Origin of the sequence: Hydrogenovibrio halophilus DSM 15072 (assembly GCF_000384235.1) — a bacterium.
GTDB lineage: Bacteria > Pseudomonadota > Gammaproteobacteria > Thiomicrospirales > Thiomicrospiraceae > Hydrogenovibrio > Hydrogenovibrio halophilus.
Genome location: NZ_KB913033.1, coordinates 1,992,799 through 2,015,433, shown reverse-complemented (window position 1 = coordinate 2,015,433; position 22,635 = coordinate 1,992,799). Strand labels below are relative to the sequence as shown.

The window sequence follows — 22,635 nt, the reverse complement described above, 5'->3', positions numbered from 1 at the left end:
CCGCCAAATTTTTCAACGAACGGACACATTGAGACATTTTATGGCTAAAGAACTGAGTGACAAACAACTCCGCTCACGCGTCAAACTGCTTGGCTCGCTGTTGGGGGAAGTCATTGAAACCCAGGTCGGAAAAGACACCCTGGACGCCATTGAAAAACTGCGCAAAGGCTACATCAAGCTTCACGAGCAGGACGATCCGGCTCTGCGCACCGAGCTCAAGGCCTTTATCGAAGCCCAGACGCCACAGGAACTGATTCTGATCATCCGTGCGTTCAACCTCTATTTCAGCCTAGTGAACCTGGCCGAAGAAGAACACCAGTTTCATCAGCGCCAGAGCCAGCTGAAATCCGACGGCCCGCTCTGGACCGGTTCGGTTCTGAACACCATCAGTGAATTCAAGGAACAGGGACTGAGTGCCGAAGAAGTCAAAACCCTGATCGGCCAGTTGAACTACATTCCGGTGTTTACCGCGCACCCGACCGAGTCCAAACGCCGTGCGGTCATGGAAAACTTGCGCCGCATCTTCCTGACTCTGGGCGAGTTGAACGAGGCCGAAGCCTACAAAAACCCTTATACTCAGGAAGAAGTGATCCGTCGTTTGCGCTACCAGATTCAGGTGCTCTGGAAAACCGATGAAGTCCGTCGGATCAAGCCAACGGTGGAAGACGAAATCCGCAACGGGATCTACTATTTCCGCCAGTCGCTGTTCAAGGCCGTGCCCACGGTGTACCGCTTCATGGAACGCGCCCTGGCGCGTCATTACCCGGAAGCAGAACTCGAAACGCCCAACTTTCTGACGTTCGGTTCCTGGATCGGCGGCGATCGGGACGGCAACCCCTTCGTCACTCACCAGACCACCGTCAATGCGCTTTACATGCAAAGCCGCGCCGCGCTGTACGAATATCAGCGCCGCGTGCATCTGCTCAGTGCGCAACTGACCCAGTCACGCTATATCACCGAAATCAAACAGGAAGTGATCAACCGCGCGACCATCATTGATGCCGACCTGCAGGAACAGGTGTTCCACAAACGCTCGGACCGCTTCAAGGATGAGCCCTATCGCCGCTTCCTGTATCTGATTCACGGCCGTCTGCAGGAAAACCTGAATTACGTCGAAGCACAGCTCAATGATGAAATCATTGATCCACCGCGTTTTGCCTACAAAAGCGAAAACGAATTCCTGGCCGATCTGGAGCTGATTTACGAATCCCTCTGCAGCCACGGAGACCACGAAGTCGCCGATGCCGAACTCAAAGACCTGATCCGTCTGGTGCAGACCTTCGGTTTTTATCTGATGCGTCTGGACATTCGCCAGGAATCGACCGTGCACACCGATGCGGTGACCGACCTGCTCAACCATCTTGGCATCGACTACCCGGCCTTGTCCGAAGCCGAGCGTCTGGATGTGCTGGCCCAACAGATTGCGTCGCCCACCATCATCGATACCCAGCATCTGGATCTGAAGAAAATGACCCGCGAAGTGCTGGAAGTCTTTCATGTGATGCGGCGCATGCGTGATGAGATCAGTGAAAAGGCGTTCAACAACTACGTGATCTCCATGACCCACGAAGCCAGTCACGTGATGGAAGTGCTGTTCCTGGCGCACCAGGCCGGTCTGGCCGGGTACAACGCAGGCGAACCCTACTGCAAGATTCATGTCGCGCCCCTGTTTGAAACCATTCAGGATCTGGAGCACATTGTGCCGGTCACCTCGGCGCTGTTTGACAACCCAACTTATCACGCCCTGCTCAAAGCCTCCGGCAACCAGCAGGAAATCATGCTCGGTTATTCCGACTCGGCCAAGGACGGCGGCAACCTGTCTTCGTCCTGGACTCTGTACCAGGCCCAGCAGCAGATCATGGCACTGGCCGACGATTACGGCGTGGATTGCCGTCTGTTCCACGGACGTGGCGGCACCATCGGACGTGGGGGCGGACCAACCCACAGCGCGATCCTGTCGCAGCCGACCGGCACCGTACGTGGCCAGATCAAGTTCACCGAACAGGGTGAGGTATTGTCGTTCAAGTATTCCAATGCCGAAACCGCCACCTATGAATTGTCGATGGGCATTACCGGCCTGATGAAGGCCAGCAAATGTCTGGTGCAGCCGAATCAGAAAGACGATCCGACGCATCTGGAGATCATGCAGAAGTTGTCCAAACAGGGTGAAGCGGCTTTCCGTGAACTGACCGATGACACTGCAGACTTCTTCAAGTTCTTCTACGAAGCCACACCGGTCAATGAAATCGGATTGCTGAACATCGGCTCGCGACCGTCTCACCGCAAAAAGAACAACCTGTCCAAATCCTCGATCCGGGCGATTCCGTGGATTTTCGGCTGGGCCCAGGCCCGTCTGACGTTCCCCGCCTGGTATGGCACCGGGGCCGCCCTGGAAAACTGGATTCAGTCCGAAGGCGAAGACAAGCTGCTGGAGATGTATGAAAAGTGGCCGTTTTTCCGGGCATTGCTCAGCAACATTCAGATGTCGCTGTTCAAAACCGACTTGGTCATCGGCCATGACTATGCCAAACTGGGGCAGGACCCGGAGACGTCTGAGAAAATTTATCAGATGATTGCCAAGGAGCACGTCCGGGCCGTCGAGCATTGCCTCGAGATCAGCGGAAATGACTACCTGATGGCGGACACCCCGATTGTGTCCTTGTCACTGAAACGCCGCACACCTTACCTGGAACCTCTGAACAACATCCAGGTAGCGGTTCTCAAGCGTTACAAGGACGAGTCACTGCCGGAAGAAGAACGCGAAAAATGGCTGACACCTTTGCTCAACAGCATCAACGCCATTGCCGCCGGAATGCGTAATACCGGCTAGCCGCATGTCAGACTTAAATCGATCGAACCACGGTTTGCCACAACTACCCGCGTGGCAACCGAACCTTTGCAAACCCCAAAAGGGATGAGGTCAAGCATGCACATTACAATGCTGAAATCAAAACTGCATCGTGTCACCACCACCCATGCCGAATTGGACTACGAAGGCTCATGCGCCATCGACGGCAATCTGATGGATGTGGCAGGGATTCGTGAATACGAACAGATTCAAATCTACAATATTGCCAATGGCGAACGCTTTACCACTTACGCCATTCGTGCCGAAGAAGCCACAGGCATCATCTCAGTCAATGGCGCGGCCGCACACAAGGCCAATCCGGGCGATCTGTTGATCATCGCCACCTACGCCAGCATGGACGAAGCTCAGGCCGACCAGTTCAAGCCGGTGATGGTGTATTTCGACGAACACAACCAAATCACCCATACCCGCAACACCATCCCCAAACAGATGCAAACCGCCGTCGGCGCCTGACCGGTTTTTAACCAGGCCTGGTAAAAATCAGGCCTTTGCCTCGCTATCTGCCATCATCTTCCTGGTCATATTGATCCGCTCACACACGCTTTGAAAGCTGTGTACAAACGAACCAGATGCTTCGGCTTCGCTCAGCATGACAGAGGGAGTGTTGAGAATTTCGGGTCTGTCAGTCGGTAAAGGGTGGAGGCTGGTTTTTCGAATCTGCTTCAGACTCTTTAGGCTCCTCCTCACCCGTTGGCGGCGCAAAAGATTCGGACGCCTTTTCCAGCGCCGATTTGGAGGGGCGAACGCCCAGTACCTGTTCTTCCAGTGTGATTTTCGGTGCCGGTCTGATAATGATTTCCACCCGTCGATTTTTGGTGTAGGCCTGAGGGGTGTCTTCGTCCACCAGGGGTTCGGTCGGGCCGACCCCGACTACCTGGCACTGTTCCGGTCGGGCGACCTGATCATCGATCAACTGTTCGATCACGGCCGCCGCACGGGCACTGGAGAGTTCCCAGTTGGAGCGAAAGCGCCCGCCAGTGACTGGGCGCTTGTCGGAATGGCCGACCGCCTTGACCTGATCGTTTTGACCGATATGAACCCGTAATTTTCTCAGTTCGACCACAAAGTCCGGCTTGAGCGTCGCCCGGCCGGACGGAAAGGAGATGCGTTCGGGAAAGGAAATCTTGATCTGTTTTTCTTCGGGTTCGATGGTGACGTCGATGTTGTTTTCCTGAGCGGTTTCGTTGCTGTCGGAATAGGTGTCAATCAGGCTTTCATAAAGGGGTTTGAGGTCATCCAGCGTGGTCTCGCCCTTTTTCTCCAGATTGGATTCCTGCTCTTCTTTGACTTTCTTGAAGTATTCCACCTGGGTCTGAGTCATATCCTGACCGTGGCCGAGGGTTTTGGTCAGGGATTTGACAATGGCTTCGTACTTGTCGGCATCCAGTGTGGACATGGAAAACAACAGCACAAAAATCGCCATCAACAGCGACATCAGGTCGGCAAAGGTCGCCAGCCAGCTTTGGGATTTGTCGCACTTTTTAGCCATCTTCTCGCTGTGCCTTCTGTTCCGGTTCCAGGAACGGGGCCAGCAGATCACGCATCACATTCGGATTCTGGCCTTCCATGATCGCGGTCAGGCCTTCGATGATCATCTGCTGGCGCTGCGACTCCTCTTCACCCCAGACCGAGATTTTGTCCGCCATCGGCAGAGCGAACAGGTTGGCAATCATGGCCCCATAAAGCGTGGTCAGCATCGCCACAGCCATGGCCGGGCCAATCGTCGAGGGGTCTGACAGATCGGACAACATCTGAATCAACCCCACCAGGGTCCCGATCATGCCAAAGGCCGGAGCAGCGGCGCCAATGGAACCAAAGACCCCAGCGCTGGTCTCGGCCCGTTCATTGAACAACTGATTTTCTTCCTTCAGGTTCTGTAACACCAGTTCCTTGGAATAGCCATCGACCAGCATGCGCACCCCACGCTGATAGAATTCGTGGCGAATTTCCACATTCTCCAGCGCCAGCATGCCCTTCATGCGTGAGGTACGCAGCAAGTCTTCGGTCAGATCCAGCAATTCGTTTTTGTCTTTGATGTCCTTGCTGGGCATCACCACCTGAAACGAGACCTTGATCGCATGCAGGGCTTCGCGAAAGGAGTAACGGATCATGGTCGCCGCAGTGGTGCCGCCGACCACGATCATGATCCCGGGGATATTGACAAAGATCCAAATCGACGAACCGATGGCCATGGCCGCAATAATGATCGCAATCCCGGCAAACAAACCGATAAAAGTGGAAAAACTCATGGCATCCTTTTAAAAATAGGGCGTTTCTGGCGCAAGGCCAACGACTCAGACAATCCGGTTCTGACAATCACCAGGCCTGGTCAAAATCCATCAGCTCAAGCGCAGGATCCGGTTATCCAACAAGCGTGTCTGGCCCAGAGTGGCCGCGACCACCACAGCAAATTCCGAGCCATCGTCTCGGCACGGCATCTGCGGATCGATGACCGCTTGCAGGGTGGGCAGCGCCACCAGCGAGAAATAATGCACCTGAAACCCCAGAGCTTGCAAGTCCTGACTGGCCTGCTGCAAGATCGATGCACTTTTGGCGGGCGCATCCTGTATGCGCACACAGACCGACTGCAGGGTCTGCGCCAGAGAAGGGGCCAGTGCACGTTCTGCTGAATTCAAATATTGGTTGCGCGAACTCAGCGCCAATCCGTCGGTTTCACGCACAATGGGCGTGCGGATCAATCGCACCGGCATCGCCAGATCGGTCACCATTTTTTCAAGCACCGCATACTGCTGCAGGTCTTTCTGACCGAATACGGCCACATCCGGCTGCACCAGATGGAACAGTTTGGCCACCACCGTTACCACGCCGTCAAAATGACCGGGCCGGTCTGCGCCTTCAAAAGTTTGGGCCAACCGCGGGTCGGCCTGAAGGCGCGTGGCCAAGTAGGGTTGACCGTGCCGGTAGCCCGGATACATCACGGCCACACCGGGCGCAAACAGCAGGTCCGCGCCCTGCTGCCGACACTGGCGTTCATCGTCGGTCAGGGTTCGGGGATAGTCGTCAAAATCCTCATTCGGACCAAATTGCAGCGGATTGACAAACACCGACACCACCACCCTGTCGGCCGCTTCACGCGCTCGATCAATCAGACTCAAATGCCCGGCATGCAGATTGCCCATGGTGGGCACCAGCGCCACCGTCAACCCGTTTTTTTGCCAGGCCTGCACCTGTTCGCGCAGCGACTGCGGATCGGAAACCGTTTGCACACACACCTCGTTTATTCAGGAAAATCGCCGGTTTTCACCGCCTTGACATAGGCTTGTATCGCCGAACCGACGCTGCCCGTGTCGGCCAGGAAATTGCGACTGAAAGACGGCGCGCCACCGATGGTCAGGCCCATCACATCGTGCCAGACCAGCACCTGGGCATCGGTATCCGGCCCGGCCCCGATGCCGATGACCGGAATCGTCAGGGCCTCGGTGATGACTTTTGCGATCGAAGGTGACACGCATTCAAGCAGCAGCATGTCGGCCCCGGCGGCTTCAAACCGCTGGGCATCGGCCAAAAGGTGTTCGGCTTCGGCCGCGTCTTTTCCGACCATGCGATAACCGGTTTTGTGGACCGATTGCGGCAACAGCCCCAAATGCGCGCACACCGGAATGCCCTGCTCGGAGAGGGCGCTCACCAATTGCCGATGAAACTCGGTGCGCCCTTCCAGCTTGACCATATTGGCCCCGCCTTCTTTCATCAGACGACCGGCATTGTGGACGCCCGTTTCCAGCGTGGCATCGCTCATAAACGGCATGTCCACCATGCACCAGGCCTGGTGATTTCGGCGCTGCACCATTTGCGTGTGGTAAATCATCTCATCCATGCTCACCGGCAAAGTGGTGTCATGTCCCTGCACCACCATGCCCAGCGAATCGCCGACCAGCAGAATCTCGACCTCGTTTTGCGCTGCCCAGTAAGACTGGGTGGCATCATAGGCCGTCAGGCAGACCATTTTTTCGCCCGCCGCTTTCAGGGCATGCAAGTCTTTCAAGCGAATCATGTACGGCTCCTTGAACGATTCAGGACGGTGTGAGAAAGTGTTCGGGCAATTTTGCCAGCATTTTCTGATAAGGTTCGCCCGTGCGGGGACAGCGCAATTCGGGTGCCAGTTCCAGCAATGGAACCAGCACGAAATCGCGTTGCTGAATCTGCGGATGCGGCACCGTTAACGCTCTGGTGTCGATCAGCCAGTCCGAATACAACAACAGATCCAGATCAATCACCCTTTCGCCCCAATGCCGGTTTTTGACTTTGCCCTGCTGGCGTTCCAGATTCTGCAACGCGCTCAGCAAAGCCTCAGGCGACAAACGGGTGGACAGGCAGGCCACGGCATTGACGAAGTCCGGCTGATCCTGTGGCCCCTGCGGACGCGACGCGTACAGCTGGGATGAGGCATTCAACCGCGTTTGCTCCAACTGACCCAGCGCGGTCAACGCCTGACGCACCTGATGCGCTGGCCGGTGCAGATTGCTGCCCAGCCCCACATAAACAGTGTGTTCGTCAGTCCTGCTCATTCGGTGTCGCTGGGGATTCCTTGCCCGGTGCCGGATTGGCGCGTTTGCGATAAGGGTTGCGGTTGCGTCTGGGGCGACGGCGGCGTGAGCCAGGTTTTTTCACCTGATTGGCGTAGGCCACCTGCTCGACCCCGTCCAGCGTCTGGTAATGGGTCCACCAGTCAAACACCTCTTTGAGTTCTTCGGCCCCGGCCGAGACCCGAACCCCCAGAAAATCATAAGCCGCCCGAAAACGCGGATGCGACACGATTTTCTGAGCCTTGTCGCCCTGATATCGCGGCAAACGGTACTGCAGGTTCCAGATGTCCTTGACCTGCCCGATAAAGCGCCGCGGCACGGCCGTGGCCGGACGCTGCCATTCCAGCACATCCGAGGCGGCCGCAAAGGTCGCGTCCTGTGGCTTCAGCCCCTCGGTCAGAAGCTGTTCACGTCGTGCCACCATCGGCTCCCACAGCATCGCCGCAAACAAAAACGCCGGATTGACGCCTTTGCCATGCCGAATCCGGTCGTCGGTGCTTTTGAGCGCCTCAATCACCAGCATTCGGGGAAAGCCATCGGCCTGTTCGGCCAGCATCTGTTCGGTCTGTGGAAACAGATAAGCAAACAGACCAAAGTGGCGCAGTTTTTCAAACACCTGCACCGCCACGCCGCTGTGAAACAGTTTGAGCACCTCTTCAAACATGCGTGCGTGCGACACATCCTTGAGCAAAGGGGCCAGATCGTAAATGGGATCGCGGGTGCCCGGTTCGATTTCAAAGCCCAGCTTGGCCGCAAAACGCACCGCCCGGATCATGCGCACCGGGTCTTCGCGGTAACGGGTTTCCGGGTCGCCGATCAAACGGATCACACCGGCTTTGATGTCATCCAGACCGCCGGTGTAATCGGCCACACTGAAGTCGCGGATATTGTAGTAGAGGCTGTTGACGGTAAAATCGCGTCGCCACACATCCTCGTCCATGCCGCCATAGACGTTGTCGCGCAACAATCGTCCCTGACCGTCCACCGCGCGGGTATGGTTTAGACGACCGCGCCCTTTGGGCTTGTCCGCCACTTCGCTGGCTTCACTGTCGCCGCGAAACGTCGCCACCTCGATGATCTGACGCCCGAAACGCACATGCGCCAGCCGGAAACGACGACCGATCAGACGGCATTTGTTTTTGAACACCGCTTTCACTGCCTCGGGTTCGGCGTTGGTGACCACGTCAAAATCCTTGGGTTCCAGCCCCAGCAACAGATCGCGCACACCGCCGCCGACCAGATAGGCTTCGTAACCGGCGCGTTTCAGTCCGTAAAGCACATCCAGCGCATGCTTGTCGATTTGAGAGCGGGAAACGCCGTGCTGGTCACGCGAAAGAATCTGCTTGCTTGTCGGACCCGATGGAGAGGGCTGGCTCAGACGTTTGGGAGAGAGTTTCTTAACAAGACGCTGAATAAATCGCTGCATAGGCATACTGTGGAATCGGTTCCTGATTGGCCACTTCCTGCTGAGAGATCTCAAAGAAATGGTCTGCAAAAATCAGTCATTTTAGCGGCTTTTGCACTCAGTGCCAACCAATGCGCATTCAGTCGGAGCCAATACCTCGCATTTAGCGCTCAAAAGTGCGAAAATAGCGCCCATTTCGATGTTTCGGGAGAAGACAAACGCATGAATCAGCCAACCCTTTTCAGTGGCATTCAACCCTCCGGCGATCTGATGCTGGGCAACTACATCGGTTCGCTCAAGAACTGGGTTCAGTTGCAGAACGACTACCAGTGCCTATATTCGCTGGTCAATATGCACGCGATTACGGTCGAACAGGACCCGGCCGATCTGGCGCGACGCAGTCTGGATTTTGTCGCCCTGTACCTGGCCTGCGGCATTGACCCGGACAAAAGCACCGTGTTCATTCAGTCGCATGTGCCAGCGCACGCCGAACTGGCCTGGATTCTCAATTGCGCCGCCTACATGGGCGAACTCAATCGCATGACCCAGTTCAAGGACAAGTCCCAGAAACACGCCCAGAACATCAATGTGGGACTGTTTGACTACCCGGTGTTGATGGCCGCCGACATTCTGCTGTACCAAACCGAACTGGTGCCGGTCGGAGCCGACCAGAAACAGCATCTGGAGCTGACCCGCGACATCGCCACCCGGGTCAACCACCGTTTTGAGCGCGAACTGTTCAAAGTACCCGAACCCTTCATTCCCGAAGCCCAGTCCGGTGGCCGCATTATGAGCCTGCAGGAACCGACCCAGAAAATGTCCAAATCCGACGACAACAAAAACAACCTGATCGGACTGCTGGATGAGCCCAAAACCATTCTCAAAAAGTTCAAAAAAGCCCAGACCGATTCCGGCACTGAGATCATTTACGACCTCGAAAACAAACCGGGCGTGTCCAACCTGCTGACCATCTATTCGGTGATCAGCGGCAAGCTCATCGCCGAAATCGAACAACACTTCGAAGGCAAAATGTACGGCCACCTCAAAGTGGAACTGGGCGAACTGGTGGTCGAATACCTGCGTCCGATACAGGAACGCTACCATCGGCTACGTCAGGACGAAGCCGAACTCAAAGCCATCCTGAAACAGGGAGCTGACCGCGCCAGCGAACAGGCCCAACCCACACTGGACAAGGTCAAACAAGCCTTTGGGTTTGTTTTGCCTTAAACGGTCTTTTGCCTTGCTATGCGAGATACAAAAACCACCAGGCCTGGTGGTTTTTGTATCAACGCCTTACAAACCAAACTAAATCTTCCCACCAACGCCTTTGAACTTTTCAACAAACGCAGATATTTTCTGAAACACGCTTTGCTTTTTGGTTTTGTATTGCGGGTTAAGCGGGCTCATTTTAGGCAGCGTTGCGTTAAGTTCTGTCCCGTTCTCACTGGCGTATTCCCGTTTTAAGGATGCCGTCATATACCGTTTGGCCGCCTCTTTATTTAACCCCTCCGAACGTATCAGTGCTTCTGCTTCACGTGCTTGCTCTGCCTGTGCAAACTGAAAGAACTCGTCAATGATCGTGGCTTTATCACCGATCTCATCCAGGTCGGTTTGTTCGATAAACTCAACCATCAAACTCTCTTTTGCGCGATTTCCCAAACTCGCACGTATCAGACGCCGCACCTCTTCAATCAGCTCTGTCTTTGTCTTGTTTTTCCTGTTGTGCTCAAAAATCAATTCCAGAATGTAATCCAGATTGATTTCCTGCGATTTCAGCAAATCCACTTCAAAAACCACATCATCCCAATCAACTGTGGAAGCATCTTTGGCTTCTGCCGCTCTCTCTCGCCGTTGCCAATCACGAATATCGTTATAGGTTGAGCGGTAATCCTGAACGATTCGCTCGGAGGGCACTCTAATCGTTTGCAGCGCAGACAATTCTTCATCGGTTAAATAATGCTCAGCCTTGAAGCTTTCCACTGCCTCTGAATCATGGACATCAATGCTTTGCAAGGCTTTCAAACTGGCAAACTCATCGTAGTTCTGCAGAATATTTTCAACCCGGAGATATTCACCAAAAAGCTTGGCGAAGTCCTTTTTGTCCTGCTCTTTCACAATCTCATCCGGTTTGGGGAAGCGTTGTTCCAATTCACTGACCACCTCCATAAAACCACGTCTAGCTTCACCGGTGACCAAATCGGTAAAGCCTTCCATATAGGCCTGATAACTTTTTTCCAACACCACATTTTTGGTGTTTCGATCACCAAAAAGTGTGATGGCATCCACCGTGGGCTTCTCCAAATCACGAAAAGTGACAATGTTGCCAAAGGTTTTGGTGGCATCATAAATACGGTTTGTGCGTGAATACGCTTGGATCAAACCGTGATAACGCAGGTTTTTATCCACAAACAACGTATTGAGAGCGGGCGCATCAAACCCGGTGAGGAACATGCCCACCACAATCAACAAATCGACCCTTTCTTCTGCAGGCAATTTCACGCCATTGCCATCTTCGCCCTTTACTCGTTTGGCCAAATCACGGTAATAGTTTTCAAATGATTTACTTTCGACAGAAAAACGGGTTTTAAACGTGGCGTTATACTCATCAATGGCCGCAGTCAGAAATTCTTTCGCGCTGCTGTTCATGGCAGACACATCAAAGCTTTCGTCCAGAATTTCGCCCACAGCATCCTGCTCTTCATTGGCCGCAAACGAAAAAATGGTAGCGACTTTAAGCGGGTTAACAGCGTCTTTCTGCAATTGTCCAAACGATTCATAGTACAGTTTGGCGGCATCCACGCTGCTCACGGCGAACATGGCATTAAATCCATGGCTGCCTGCTTGCAGACGATGGGTCTTCTGGCGAAAGCTTTTGAGAATATATTGCGATACCTCATGGATGCGCTCAGGGTGCAACAGGGCTTGCTTGTTTTCTGCGGCATTGAGTTTTTTCTCATCGGTTTCGGTTTCAATGGCTTTAAACTGCGGGCGCACATCGTTGTAGTCCACCTTGAATTTCAATACCTTTTCATCCCGAATGGCGTCGGTAATCACATAAGAATGCAGCTCACGGCCAAACACACTGGCCGTGGTCTCAGCACCCAGCGCATTTTGCGGAAATATCGGAGTTCCGGTAAACCCAAACTGATAAAACTTTTTGAACTTCTTCTTCAGGTTTTTCTGCGCCTCACCAAATTGACTGCGGTGGGCTTCATCAAATATAAACACCACCTGCTGGTTGTACACCGGCAGATCGCCTTCACTTTTCATCAGGTTATTGAGTTTCTGAATCGTCGTGACAATGATTTTATTGTCATCCTTGTCCAAATTGCGCTTAAGCCCTGCCGTGCTGTCAGACCCGTTCACACTGTCCGGTGAAAAGCGCTGGTACTCTTTCATGGTCTGGTAATCCAGATCTTTTCGATCCACCACAAAAAACACCTTGTCAATAAACGCCAATTCGGTCGCCAGACGTGCCGCCTTGAAACTGGTGAGCGTCTTGCCCGAACCGGTGGTATGCCACACATACCCGCCACTTTCCGGCTTGGCCCAGTTCTTTGTTTCATAGGCACTTTTCACTTTCCATAAAATGCGCTCCGTGGCCGCGATCTGATACGGGCGCATGACCAGCAACGTATCACTGACATCGAACACCGAATAATGCAACAACACCTTGAGCAGCGTATTTTTCTGAAAGAACGTGGCCGTAAAATCCTTTAAGTCCTTAATCAGGGCGTTGTCGGACTTCGCCCAGTTCATGGTGAAATCAAAGCTGTTTTTATTGCGCTTGACCGTATTGGCAAAGTAGCGCGTGTCCGTCCCATTGGAAATCACAAACAGCTGCAAATACCGATAGAGCGAATGCTCACTGTTAAAGCTCTCTTTACTGTAGCGATGAACCTGGTTAAAGGCTTCGCGAATGGCCACACCGCGTTTTTTCAGTTCAACCTGAACCAGCGGCAAGCCATTCACCAGAACGGTCACATCATAGCGATTGGCATGGCTGCCGCTTTGCTCAAACTGCTTGATCACCTGCACCTTGTTGCGAGCGATGTTCTTTTTATCGACCAGATAAATGTTCTGGATTCGGCCATCGTCAAACACAAAGTCGTGGATATAGTCATCATGGATTTTGCGGGTTTTATCGACGATGGAATCACTGGGCTTATCCAGATAGGTTTCCACAAAACGTTGCCATTCGCCGTCTGAAAACGCCACCGAATTCAATGTCTGCAACTGCGTGCGCACATTGGCCAACAAATCACCAGGCCTGGTAATATTTGTTAAAAACTCATAGCCCTGGTTTCGCAGATCATCAATCAGCTCCTGTTCCAGATCGTATTCGCTTTGGTAACATTCGTTGACCTGCAATTCTCTGCTGTATTGGTCAAGAACAATAAAGTTCTTTGATTCGGCGATGGTTTTGTAATCCGTCATTCATCGATACCCTGTTTGTTTTCGCCTTGCCGTGCCAGATTTTTTATCGCTCTATCAAAGTCTGATTGGTAGAGGCGATCCTGTACGATGCGGTATTTTTCAAACTCGCTTTCGGCATGCGCTCTCGCAATTTCAGCCGACACCTGACCCGCATCTTGCAGAACGTCCCGGTCAGTTGCTTCAATAAAGCGATTAAGACGTTGCTCCCAATCGGCCATGGTCATGGGAATTTGCCGCAAGGCCATATCTTCGGCGACATCAAGATAAGCATTCACCAGCCTTTGCAACTGCACCAATTCATGATCCGTCAGATAATTTTTCGCAACACTCACATCAAACTTATGGATTTTGCCATCAGGCGCGTCTTTCCATGACGTTAAGCCCATATTTTCCTGTTGCGCATCGGCACGATGATAAACCACTTCTGCCGCCGTCTGTCCGTGGATTGCCCAGTGCAATTTATTCTGTACCGTGGCAAAAAAACGCTTGGTGGCGCTTGCCGTAACATCGTAATCAATGGCCGTGGCATAGATGTCGGTAATCTTTTGATAGAACTTGCGTTCGCTCAGCCGTATCTCACGAATGCGTTGCAGCTGCTCTTCAAAGTATTTTTTACCCAGTATCGTGCCATCGTTTTTAAGACGTTCATCGTCCATGGCAAACCCTTTAAGGGTGTACTCATGGATAATGCCCGTGGCCCACTTGCGAAACTGCACGGCTCGCTCGGAATTGACTTTGTAACCGACGGCAATCGTTGCGGCCAACTTATAATGTTTGGTGTTGTAGTTTTTGCCATCACTGGCAGTGATTCGAAAATCTCGAATAACTGCGTCTTCCTCTAACTCGCTGTCAGAAAACACTTTTTTCAGGTGGTAATTGATGGTGTGGGTTTCGACATCATAAAGCACCCCCATCATTTTCTGACTGAGCCATATTTCTTCATCGGCATAAATCGCCTCGACACCGCCATCGCCCGTGGCAGCAATAAACGTCAGGTATTCTGCGGCGGAGGAACGAATGGTCGGCGGCGCGTTTTTTGTGCGGCTCATTCAGGCCACCTCATCTTTTGGTCTGGGGAAGCTGAGCAGCAGATCGCGGTAGTATTCGTATTGCTTCTGACGCAACTCGATTTCGCGCGGTAAGCCTTCGGTGATGGAGTGGGTTAAGGTGTCGAATTTGTCGAGAATGGCGACAATACGAGCTTGCTCTTCAAGCGATTTTTGAGGGGCATTTGGGTAGGGTATTGGGATAGGAAGCTTCCGTAAATTATCATTATAAAGCCGCTTTATTGTTCCTCCCTCAGATACGCCCCAGTTTGCAATCTGGTAGAAATAAAATAAAAACTTGTTTAATACGATTTCTTCATCATTCTCAATCCAGACAATATTGCTATCCTGAAAATATGAATCTCGGCCATCAAATATAACTGTACGCCCAATAGTTCCGCTTGCAGAAATCAGAACCTCACCAATCCTAGGATAGCTGTATTTTGATTTGTACTCTTCAAACAGAGCTTTAGAAATATAAGCATTTGGGGTCTTACCAAAAGTCCCAATTTTATAGAAAGGAATATCACCATCGGGCAACGTCTGTGATTTTAAAATCCGCTTACACATACGAACTTGACCAATCTCCCCCAACGTCTTCCACTCGACTTCGCCTTCTTCAAAACTCAACAACTGGTCGCGGTAGTAGTTGTATTGTTTTTTTCGGGCGGTCAGCTCGGCGGTCAGCTCGGCGGTCAGCTCGGTAAAGGTGTCGAGGATGCGAACGATTTCGCCCTGAATCTCAAGCGACTTTTCTGGTTTATCTGGACAGGGGATGGGGATTTGATATTTCAAAATCGCGGATTTATCCCCACGAGGCATCTTTGCGCCTTTCGCGTGCTGCATGTTGTACGAGAAGAAATCGTCAGATGACAAAATATAGTAAAGAAATTCTGAGTCTACGAATGGCTCGCTCTTCTCTTGAATGCGCACAGCAAGCACGTCGCCACTACAGCCACCTGAATTTGTTGCTCTCCATACCTTCTTCAAGTACGGACGAATATTACCAATGAGGATATCGCCTGGTTTGTATGCCGTTAAACGGGCAGTTTTCGGCAAATAATTTGCATCGACACGTCCACCTTTTTCGGCTACAAGATTATCAACACCAACGAAAGAGTCCTTATCAAGCACATCGACATCAACTCTTGTAGGTGAATATTCCGTTACATCCTCAAGCGCCTTCCACTCAACCTCAACTCTACCCAGCAGCTTGTCCATAAAACGTAATCTGCTCATGCTACAGCTCCTCGGTTTTGAATTCGCTGTAGCCTTCGTAAAAGTAGCTCACATCAATGCCCTTCATAAAGAGTTCGCGGTCGTGAATGTGATCGGTCAAGGCTTTTTCAAGGCGTTGTTTGATCTCTGTGTCATCGACCGGACTGCGTTGCATGGCGCTCAAATAGGCTTCTTTGTCCACTTGATTCCAGTCGATGACCTGCTGCCGTTCCGTTTTCAGAATCCGATCCAACCAGATGCGGGTCGCGCGGCCATTGCCCTCGCAAAAAGGGTGAGCCACATTCATTTCAACGTACTTTTCGATGATCTGTGAAAAGTGGCTTTGCGGCATTTTGTCGATTTGTTTCAGGGCCTGTTCCAAGTAAATCACCGGCGCAAAGCGAAAATTGCCCTTGGCAATATTGACCTCACGCGGCTTGCCTGCAAAGGCATAAACATCACTGAACAAATAATGGTGAATGTAAGCCAACCCTTTAAAGGTTCCGATTTCTGCGTTTTCAATATCACCTGTATCAAACAGCTTCTTGGCTTTTTGCTTACTGATTTTTTCTTCGGCTTTGGCCAGTTCGATTTGGTCGCTGATACCGAGTTTGTTTTCCAGAATCATGTCTCGCCTCCTTCTATTTCCGCCACAATGACATCAATCTCGGAACGCAGCTGGTCGATCCTGGCGACGGTGGTTTTCAGTTCGGCATTGAGCTTGGTAATATCAATCACTTCACGGGTGTCTTCCGCTTCGACATAGCTGCTCACCGACAGGTTGTAGTCGTTGGCGGCGACTTGTTCATAAGGCACGGACTGAGCAAGGTAGGTCACGTTTTCCTTGCTGTCGAACACCGCCATAATCCGATCGATATGCTCATCCGTAAGAATATTGTTATTGATCTCTTTTTTAAACAGGCCGCTGGCATCAACAAACTGGGTGGTGGTATCGGTTTTGTGTTTGCTAAGAACCAGAATCGTGACCGCAATGGTGGTGCCGTAAAACAGATTGGGTGCGAGGGAAATCACGGTTTCGACATAGTTGTTGTCCACCAGATATTGGCGGATTTTCTTTTCCGCGCCGCCACGGTAAAAAATACCGGGGAAGCAGACAATCGCGGCGCGACCTTTGCTGGACAGATAACTGAGCGCGTGCAGCACAAAAGCAAAATCGGCTTTGGATTTGGGCGCCAACACACCTGCGGGGGCAAAGCGCTCATCGTTGATCAGGGTTGGATCGTCTGAACCGATCCATTTCACAGAATACGGGGGATTGGAAACAATGGCATCAAAAGGCTTTTCGTCCCCAAAATGCGGCTCGGTCAAGGTATTGCCCAGCTGTATATCAAACTTATCGTAGTTGATATTGTGCAGGAACATGTTCATGCGCGCCAGGTTGTAAGTGGTGTGGTTGATCTCCTGACCGTAAAACCCCTCTTCAATAATATGTTCGTCAAAGTGTTTTTTGGCCTGAAGTAACAGAGAGCCGGATCCGGCGGCTGGGTCATAAATTTTATTGACGCTGGCTTGGCCGTGCATGACCAGTTGGGCAATCAGCCTGGACACATGCTGGGGCGTAAAAAACTCGCCGCCGGATTTACCGGCATTGGCCGCATAATTGGAGATCAGAAATTCATAAGCATCGCCGAACAGGTCGATCTGACTGCCGGCAAAGTCCCCGAAATCCAGTTTTGCCACACCTTTCAGCACGGCGGCCAAACGGTGATTTTTGTCAGCCACCGTGCGCCCAAGACGGTTGCTGGTGGTATCAAAATCGGCAAACAACCCTTTGATATCCGACTCGGACGGATAGCCGTTGGCCGAGTTTTCAATGTCAGAGAAAATGGTGGCCAGGTCGGTGTTCAAATTTTCGTTGGTCTTGGCTTTGGCGGCGATGTTGACAAAAAGCTGACTGGGGTAGATAAAATACCCCTTGGTTTTGATCGCATCATCCTTGATTTCGTCGGTGATGATGTCATCGCCAAGCTCAGCATAATGAATGCTTTCATCACCGCCTTCGATGTAGTCAGCAAAGTTTTCGCTGATAAAGCGATAGAACAAGGTGCCGAGCACATAGTGCTTAAAATCCCATCCATCAACAGACCCTCTGACATCGTTCGCAATTTGCCAGATTTGACGTTGCAAGGCTGCGCGTTGCTGGGTACTTGTCATTCTGCTTCCCTGTTTTAAATAGCCATTTTCTCGAATTTTAGCCGAGTATTATACGAGCTTAAGGCATCTTAATCGAAACTGTGTGCGTTGCCAGTGCGCCAGACATTTTCAACGCCTCACTACTATTATTTATTAAGGTACTTTACTCACAAAAACCAAAAACCACCAGGCCTGGTGGTTTTTGCACTGCCTCTCCGCTGACTCAAAGAAAGGGTTGGCTGTCTGAACGAATCCGAAACATATCATTCATGTCGTCCTGAGCGAAGCCGAAGGACCTTGTACGTCTGTGCTCCCTCTCAAAAGATCCCTCCGCTGCGGTCGGGATGACAAGCGTTTCTGCGGTCCATGCATAAGGACACAGGGTCTCGGTTTTGTCATCCTGAGCGAAGCCGAAGGATCTTCCTCGTCTCTGCTCCCTCTCAAAAGATCCCTCCGCTACGGTCGGGATGACGCCCCGCCTAAAGAAATGTGAAAGCAATCTTGCAAAAAATGTTGCTGGCCTCGCAATTGCGCCAAAAATTGTTACAATTGTGTAACTCTCATTTTCAAAAGGCACGATTGTCATGCGTTATTCTGCTCTGATGGCGGTTTTCAACCAACGGTATTTTGCTTACACGGGGTTTCTGGCCCTGTTTGGCCTGCTGACGGCCTGCGGCGACAAAGGCCCGGAACAAAAAGGGCCTCAGCAACAGATGCCCAAGGTGTCCATTATTGAGGTAGAACCGCAATCCGTGCCCCGTCTGTTGGACATGACCGGCCGCACCCGGGCGCACACGGTGGCGGAAATCCGCCCTCAGGTGGAAGGCATCATCGAAGCAAGGCTTTTCACCGAAGGCGCGACCGTGGCCAAGGGCGACGTGCTCTATCAGATTGACGACGCCAGCTATCAGGCCATTTATGACAACGCCAGCGCGGCGGTGGCGCAATCTGAAGCGGTACTGACCAACGCTCAGCTCAAGGTCAAGCGCAACCGGCGACTGGTCAAAATCAATGCCGTGAGCGAGCAGGTGCTGGACGATGCGCTGGCGGCCGAACGCGAAGCCCTGGCCAATCTGGCCGCCAACAAGGCCGCATTGAAATCGGCGAGCATCAATCTGGAACGCACGCAGATCAAGGCACCGATTGACGGCGTCATTGGCCGCTCCACCATCACCGAAGGGGCATTGGTGTCCGCCAACCAGCCGCAGGCGCTGGCCACACTGCAGCAACTGGCCCCCATTTATGTGGATTTCAGCGTGCCCAGTGCCAAGGCCATGTCCTTGAAAGCCAATCTGCAGGCTGCGGACTCGCCGATGCCGGTGACACTTTTGCTCCATAACGCCAAACCCTACCCGCATCAGGGCGAGATCATTCTGTCCGAATTTGAAGTCGATCCCACGACCGATTCGGTGGTGATCCGTGCCCAGTTCGCCAACCCCGATCACCATTTGCTGCCGGGCATGTTCATTCATGGCCGGGTGGAAAACGGCGTCTCCGAAAACCGTTTTCTGGTGCCCGCAGTGGCTTTGCAGCGCGACCCGGTCGGCAAGCCGTTTGTCTATGTTCTGGACGAAAACCAGCAGGTTCAGGCCCGGCCTGTGGTGCCCGAACGGCTTCATCAGGAGAGCTGGGTGATCAAGGATGGCCTGAAAACCGATGACAAGGTGGTGACCGAAGGCCTGCAAATGCTGCGCCCCGGCATCCAGGTTCAACTGGCCGATAACGGCAAAAAATAACTCTACCGCCTGACAACCCAAGGAACGTTTTATGCAGCCACAGCATGCATCCAAGGCCCGCAAAAGCTTTGCCACCTTTTTCATCAACAAGCCGGTATTCGCCTGGGTCCTGGCGTTTCTGGTCATGCTTGGCGGCGCTCTGTCGGTGGTGTCCTTGCCGGTGTCGCAATTCCCATCCATTGCACCGCCGACCATTTCGGTGTCGGCGGCTTATCCGGGGGCGTCGGCCAAAATTCTGGAACAGACCGTCACTCAGGTGATTGAAAGTGAAATGAAGGGGCTGGACAACCTGATGTACATGTCCAGCAGCAGTGAGTCCACCGGTCAGGCGGCGGTGGATCTGACGTTTGCCACCGGCACCGACCCCGACATCGCCCAGATGCAGATTCAAAACAAACTGCAGACGGCCATGAGTTCCCTACCCGAGGCGGTCCAGCGCCAGGGGATCGAAGTCAAAAAGTCGGCGCGGAACTTTTTGATGGTGATCACCTTCATTTCCCCCGAGGGCACCCACAACCAATACGATCTGGGGGATTATCTGGCCACCCACATCATCGATCAGGTCAACCGGGTGCAGGGTGTGGGCGAAACGGTGCAATTCAGTGCCGAACATGCGATGCGGGTGTGGCTCGACCCTTACAAGCTGACCCAATACAACCTGGTCGCCACCGATGTGGTCAGTGCCATTCGTGCCAACAATCAGGTGATTACCGCCGGTCAGCTGGGCGGACTGCCCACCAAAAGCGAACAACCGATCAATGTCACGGTCAATCTGCAGGGCCGCCTGAAAAACGTGGCCGAGTTTGAAAAGGTCGTGGTCAAGACCGCGCAGGACGGCTCCAACATCACCGTTGGCGACCTGGGCCGGGTGGAAATCGGGGCCGACAACTACAGCAAAATCGCCCGTTACAAAGGCGTGCCGGTGGCCGGGTTTGCGGTCAAGGTGGCGCCCGGTGCCAACGCACTGGAAACGCATGGGCGTGTGATCGACCGCCTAGAGGAATTGCGCGACTTTTTCCCCAGCGACATGGATTACCGCATTCCCTACGACATGACGCCGTTTATCAGCTTGTCGATTGAAAACGTGGTCATGACCCTGATCGAAGCGGTGGTGCTGGTGGTGCTGATCATGTTCCTGTTTCTGGGCAATCTGCGCGCCACCATCATCCCTTCCATTACCGTGCCGGTGGTGTTGCTGGGCACGTTTGGGGTGCTGGCTTATTTCGGCTACTCGATCAACACCCTGACCATGTTTGCGATGGTGCTGGCCATCGGGTTGCTGGTGGACGACGCCATCATTGTGGTCGAAAACGTCGAACGGGTGATGCACGAGGAAGACCTGCCCGCCAAAGAAGCCACCTTCCGCTCCATGAACCAGATTTCCGGGGCTTTGATCGGCATCGGGCTGGTTTTGTCTGCGGTGTTTCTGCCGATGGCGTTTTTTCCGGGGTCCGCCGGGGTCATTTACGAACAGTTTGCGGTCACCATTGCGTCGGCCATGATTCTGTCGGTGCTGGCGGCCTTCATTCTCACCCCGGCCTTGTGCGCCACCTTTCTCAAGCCAGTAGACCGGGAAGCCGAATCCAGAGGGTTCTTCGGCTGGTTCAACCGCAAATTCGAAGGCATGACCCAGGGCTACAAACGCAGTCTCGGCGGGATATTGCGCTTCAAACACAGTTTCCTGGTGGTGTACCTGCTGATCGTCGCCGGAGTGGCGGTGCTTTACACCAAAACCCCTTCCGGCTTTTTGCCTCAGGAAGATCAGGGCCTGTTTTTCACCCAGATCAATCTGCCCGCCGGTTCCACCCGTGAAGACACGCTGGACGTGGTCAAACAGATTGAAACGCATTATCTGGAAAACGAAGCCGACAACATCGAAGAATTCATTACCGTGCTCGGCTTCAACTTTTCCGGCACCGGTCAGAACACCGCGATTGCGTTTGTGAACCTCAAGGACTGGTCTGAGCGCACCGAACCCGAACAAAGCGTCGATGCGATTGTTGGTCGTGCCATGGGCCGGTTCAGCCAGATCACCGAAGCTCAGGTCTTTGCCTTCGCCCCGCCCCCGGTGATGGAGCTGGGCAATGCCACTGGTTTTGACTTTTACCTGAAAGACAGTGCCGGTGTGGGACGTCAAGCATTGTATGACGCCCGCAATCAGTTTCTGGGCATGGCCAACCAGCACCCGGACCTGATGCGGGTGCGTCCCAATGGTCAGGACCCCGCGCCCGTGCTGAACGCCAATATTGACAAGGAAAAGGCGCAGGCCATGGGGCTGACCATTGCCGACATCAATCAGGCCCTGTCGATTGCCTGGGGCAGCGCCTACGTGGACGATTTCATCAAGCAGGAAAAGGTCAAAAAGATTTACGTTCAGGGCGAAGGCGAATTCCGCTCCACCCCGGAAAACTTCAATGACTGGTATCTGCGCAACAAAGACGGCGAAATGATTTCCGCCGCCAGCCTGATCGACTTTGACTGGAGCAAGGAGTCGCCCAAATACGAGCGTTACAATGGTTCTGCGGCACTGCAGGTCATGGGCATGCCCGCCCCCGACGTCAGTTCCGGCCGGGCGATGCAGACCGTGGAAGATCTGGTGGCGCAATTGCCGCCCGGCATCAGCATGGAATGGACCGGCATGTCTTTTGAAGAACAGAAAGCCGGTGACAAGGTGTTATTGCTTTATGTGCTTTCGGTGCTGGTGGTGTTTCTGGCGCTGGCCGCGCTTTATGAAAGCTGGTCTCTGCCGGTGTCGGTGATGCTGATTGTGCCGCTGGGCATTCTCGGGGCATTGGCGGCCGCGCACCTGACCGGCAAACCCAGTGACATCTACTTTCAGGTCGGGCTGCTGACCATTGTGGGGCTGGCAACCAAAAACGCGATCCTGATTGTGGAGTTCTCCAAAGAACTGGTGGAAGACGGACTGGATGCGATTTCGGCCACCATCGAAGCCGCCAAAATGCGTCTGCGTCCGATTCTGATGACGTCTCTGGCGTTTGGGTTTGGGGTGGTGCCACTGGCCATGAGCAGCGGTGCCGGTTCCGGCGCGCACAACGCCATCGGCAATGTGATTCTGGGTGGCGTCATCAGTGCGACCACGCTGGGCATTTTCCTGGTGCCGGTCTTCTTTGTGCTGATGCAGCAGTGGTTCAAATCGGTCAAACCGATCAAGGACTGAAGACGCAACCGCCTGCGCGGATCAGCCCTTTGGGTTAAAATACCCCAA

Annotated in this window: 16 protein-coding genes; 5 read left to right on the top strand and 11 right to left on the bottom strand. The window is 53.1% G+C overall.

All coding sequences use genetic code 11. The features are described from left to right. Positions 1-40 precede the first annotated feature (40 nt). A complete protein-coding gene (ppc, locus tag A377_RS0109695; protein WP_019896152.1) occupies positions 41-2,830 on the top strand; it encodes a phosphoenolpyruvate carboxylase in 2,790 nt (929 codons plus the stop codon). 96 nt (positions 2,831-2,926) lie between these two features. Then, complete coding sequence (gene panD / locus A377_RS0109690; protein ID WP_028485451.1) at positions 2,927-3,322, top strand: aspartate 1-decarboxylase; 396 nt, start codon at positions 2,927-2,929, stop codon at positions 3,320-3,322. 169 nt (positions 3,323-3,491) lie between these two features. Here the strand turns inward: panD and A377_RS0109685 are convergent, their stop codons facing one another. The 6 genes from A377_RS0109685 to pcnB form a co-directional block, all read right to left on the bottom strand. Beyond that, a complete protein-coding gene (locus A377_RS0109685) occupies positions 3,492-4,358 on the bottom strand; it encodes an OmpA/MotB family protein (protein ID WP_019896149.1) in 867 nt (288 codons plus the stop codon). Beyond that, positions 4,351-5,118 (bottom strand): motility protein A, encoded by a 768-nt coding sequence (locus A377_RS0109680; protein ID WP_019896148.1) that lies wholly within the window; start codon positions 5,116-5,118, stop codon positions 4,351-4,353. Before A377_RS0109680 ends, A377_RS0109685 begins: the two co-directional genes overlap by 8 nt. A gap of 90 nt (positions 5,119-5,208) precedes the next feature. Continuing rightward, a complete protein-coding gene (gene panC / locus A377_RS0109675; protein ID WP_019896147.1) occupies positions 5,209-6,096 on the bottom strand; it encodes a pantoate--beta-alanine ligase in 888 nt (295 codons plus the stop codon). 11 nt (positions 6,097-6,107) lie between these two features. Next, the gene (panB, locus tag A377_RS0109670) at positions 6,108-6,881 is read right to left on the bottom strand and encodes a 3-methyl-2-oxobutanoate hydroxymethyltransferase (protein ID WP_019896146.1); all 774 of its coding nucleotides are present in this window, start codon (positions 6,879-6,881) and stop codon (positions 6,108-6,110) included. A 19-nt stretch (positions 6,882-6,900) separates the two neighbouring features. Further along, on the bottom strand, positions 6,901-7,395 hold the full coding sequence (gene folK, locus A377_RS0109665; RefSeq protein ID WP_019896145.1) for a 2-amino-4-hydroxy-6-hydroxymethyldihydropteridine diphosphokinase: 495 nt from the start codon (positions 7,393-7,395) through the stop codon (positions 6,901-6,903). Continuing rightward, on the bottom strand, positions 7,382-8,839 hold the full coding sequence (gene pcnB, locus A377_RS12385) for a polynucleotide adenylyltransferase PcnB (protein ID WP_019896144.1): 1,458 nt from the start codon (positions 8,837-8,839) through the stop codon (positions 7,382-7,384). The genes folK and pcnB overlap by 14 nt, the downstream gene beginning before the upstream one ends. A gap of 201 nt (positions 8,840-9,040) precedes the next feature. Between pcnB and trpS the strand changes: the two genes are divergently transcribed. Beyond that, a complete protein-coding gene (gene trpS, locus A377_RS0109655; protein WP_019896143.1) occupies positions 9,041-10,045 on the top strand; it encodes a tryptophan--tRNA ligase in 1,005 nt (334 codons plus the stop codon). Positions 10,046-10,123: 78 nt separating this feature from the next. Here trpS and A377_RS0109650 read toward each other — a convergent pair whose 3' ends face one another. From A377_RS0109650 to A377_RS0109630, 5 genes are read right to left on the bottom strand one after another with little or no spacing between them, the layout of a single operon-like run. Continuing rightward, positions 10,124-13,255, bottom strand: a complete 3,132-nt coding sequence (locus tag A377_RS0109650; protein WP_019896142.1) for a type I restriction endonuclease subunit R — start codon at positions 13,253-13,255, stop codon at positions 10,124-10,126. Further along, a complete protein-coding gene (locus tag A377_RS0109645) occupies positions 13,252-14,304 on the bottom strand; it encodes a virulence RhuM family protein (protein ID WP_019896141.1) in 1,053 nt (350 codons plus the stop codon). The genes A377_RS0109650 and A377_RS0109645 overlap by 4 nt, the downstream gene beginning before the upstream one ends. Continuing rightward, entirely contained in the window at positions 14,305-15,540 is a 1,236-nt protein-coding gene (locus A377_RS0109640; RefSeq protein WP_028485450.1) for a restriction endonuclease subunit S, read from the bottom strand. It lies immediately after the preceding gene. Between the two features lies 1 nt (position 15,541). Next, positions 15,542-16,147: a protein adenylyltransferase Fic gene (fic, locus tag A377_RS0109635; RefSeq protein ID WP_019896139.1), complete on the bottom strand. Its 606-nt coding sequence runs from the start codon at positions 16,145-16,147 to the stop codon at positions 15,542-15,544. Further along, a complete protein-coding gene (locus A377_RS0109630) occupies positions 16,144-17,694 on the bottom strand; it encodes a type I restriction-modification system subunit M (RefSeq protein ID WP_019896137.1) in 1,551 nt (516 codons plus the stop codon). The genes fic and A377_RS0109630 overlap by 4 nt, the downstream gene beginning before the upstream one ends. Before the next feature lie 563 nt (positions 17,695-18,257). On the opposite strand from A377_RS0109630, the gene A377_RS0109620 reads away from it, so the two are divergent. Further along, a complete protein-coding gene (locus tag A377_RS0109620) occupies positions 18,258-19,409 on the top strand; it encodes an efflux RND transporter periplasmic adaptor subunit (RefSeq protein WP_019896135.1) in 1,152 nt (383 codons plus the stop codon). Positions 19,410-19,440: 31 nt separating this feature from the next. Continuing rightward, a complete protein-coding gene (locus A377_RS0109615) occupies positions 19,441-22,587 on the top strand; it encodes an efflux RND transporter permease subunit (protein WP_019896133.1) in 3,147 nt (1,048 codons plus the stop codon). Positions 22,588-22,635 lie beyond the last annotated feature (48 nt).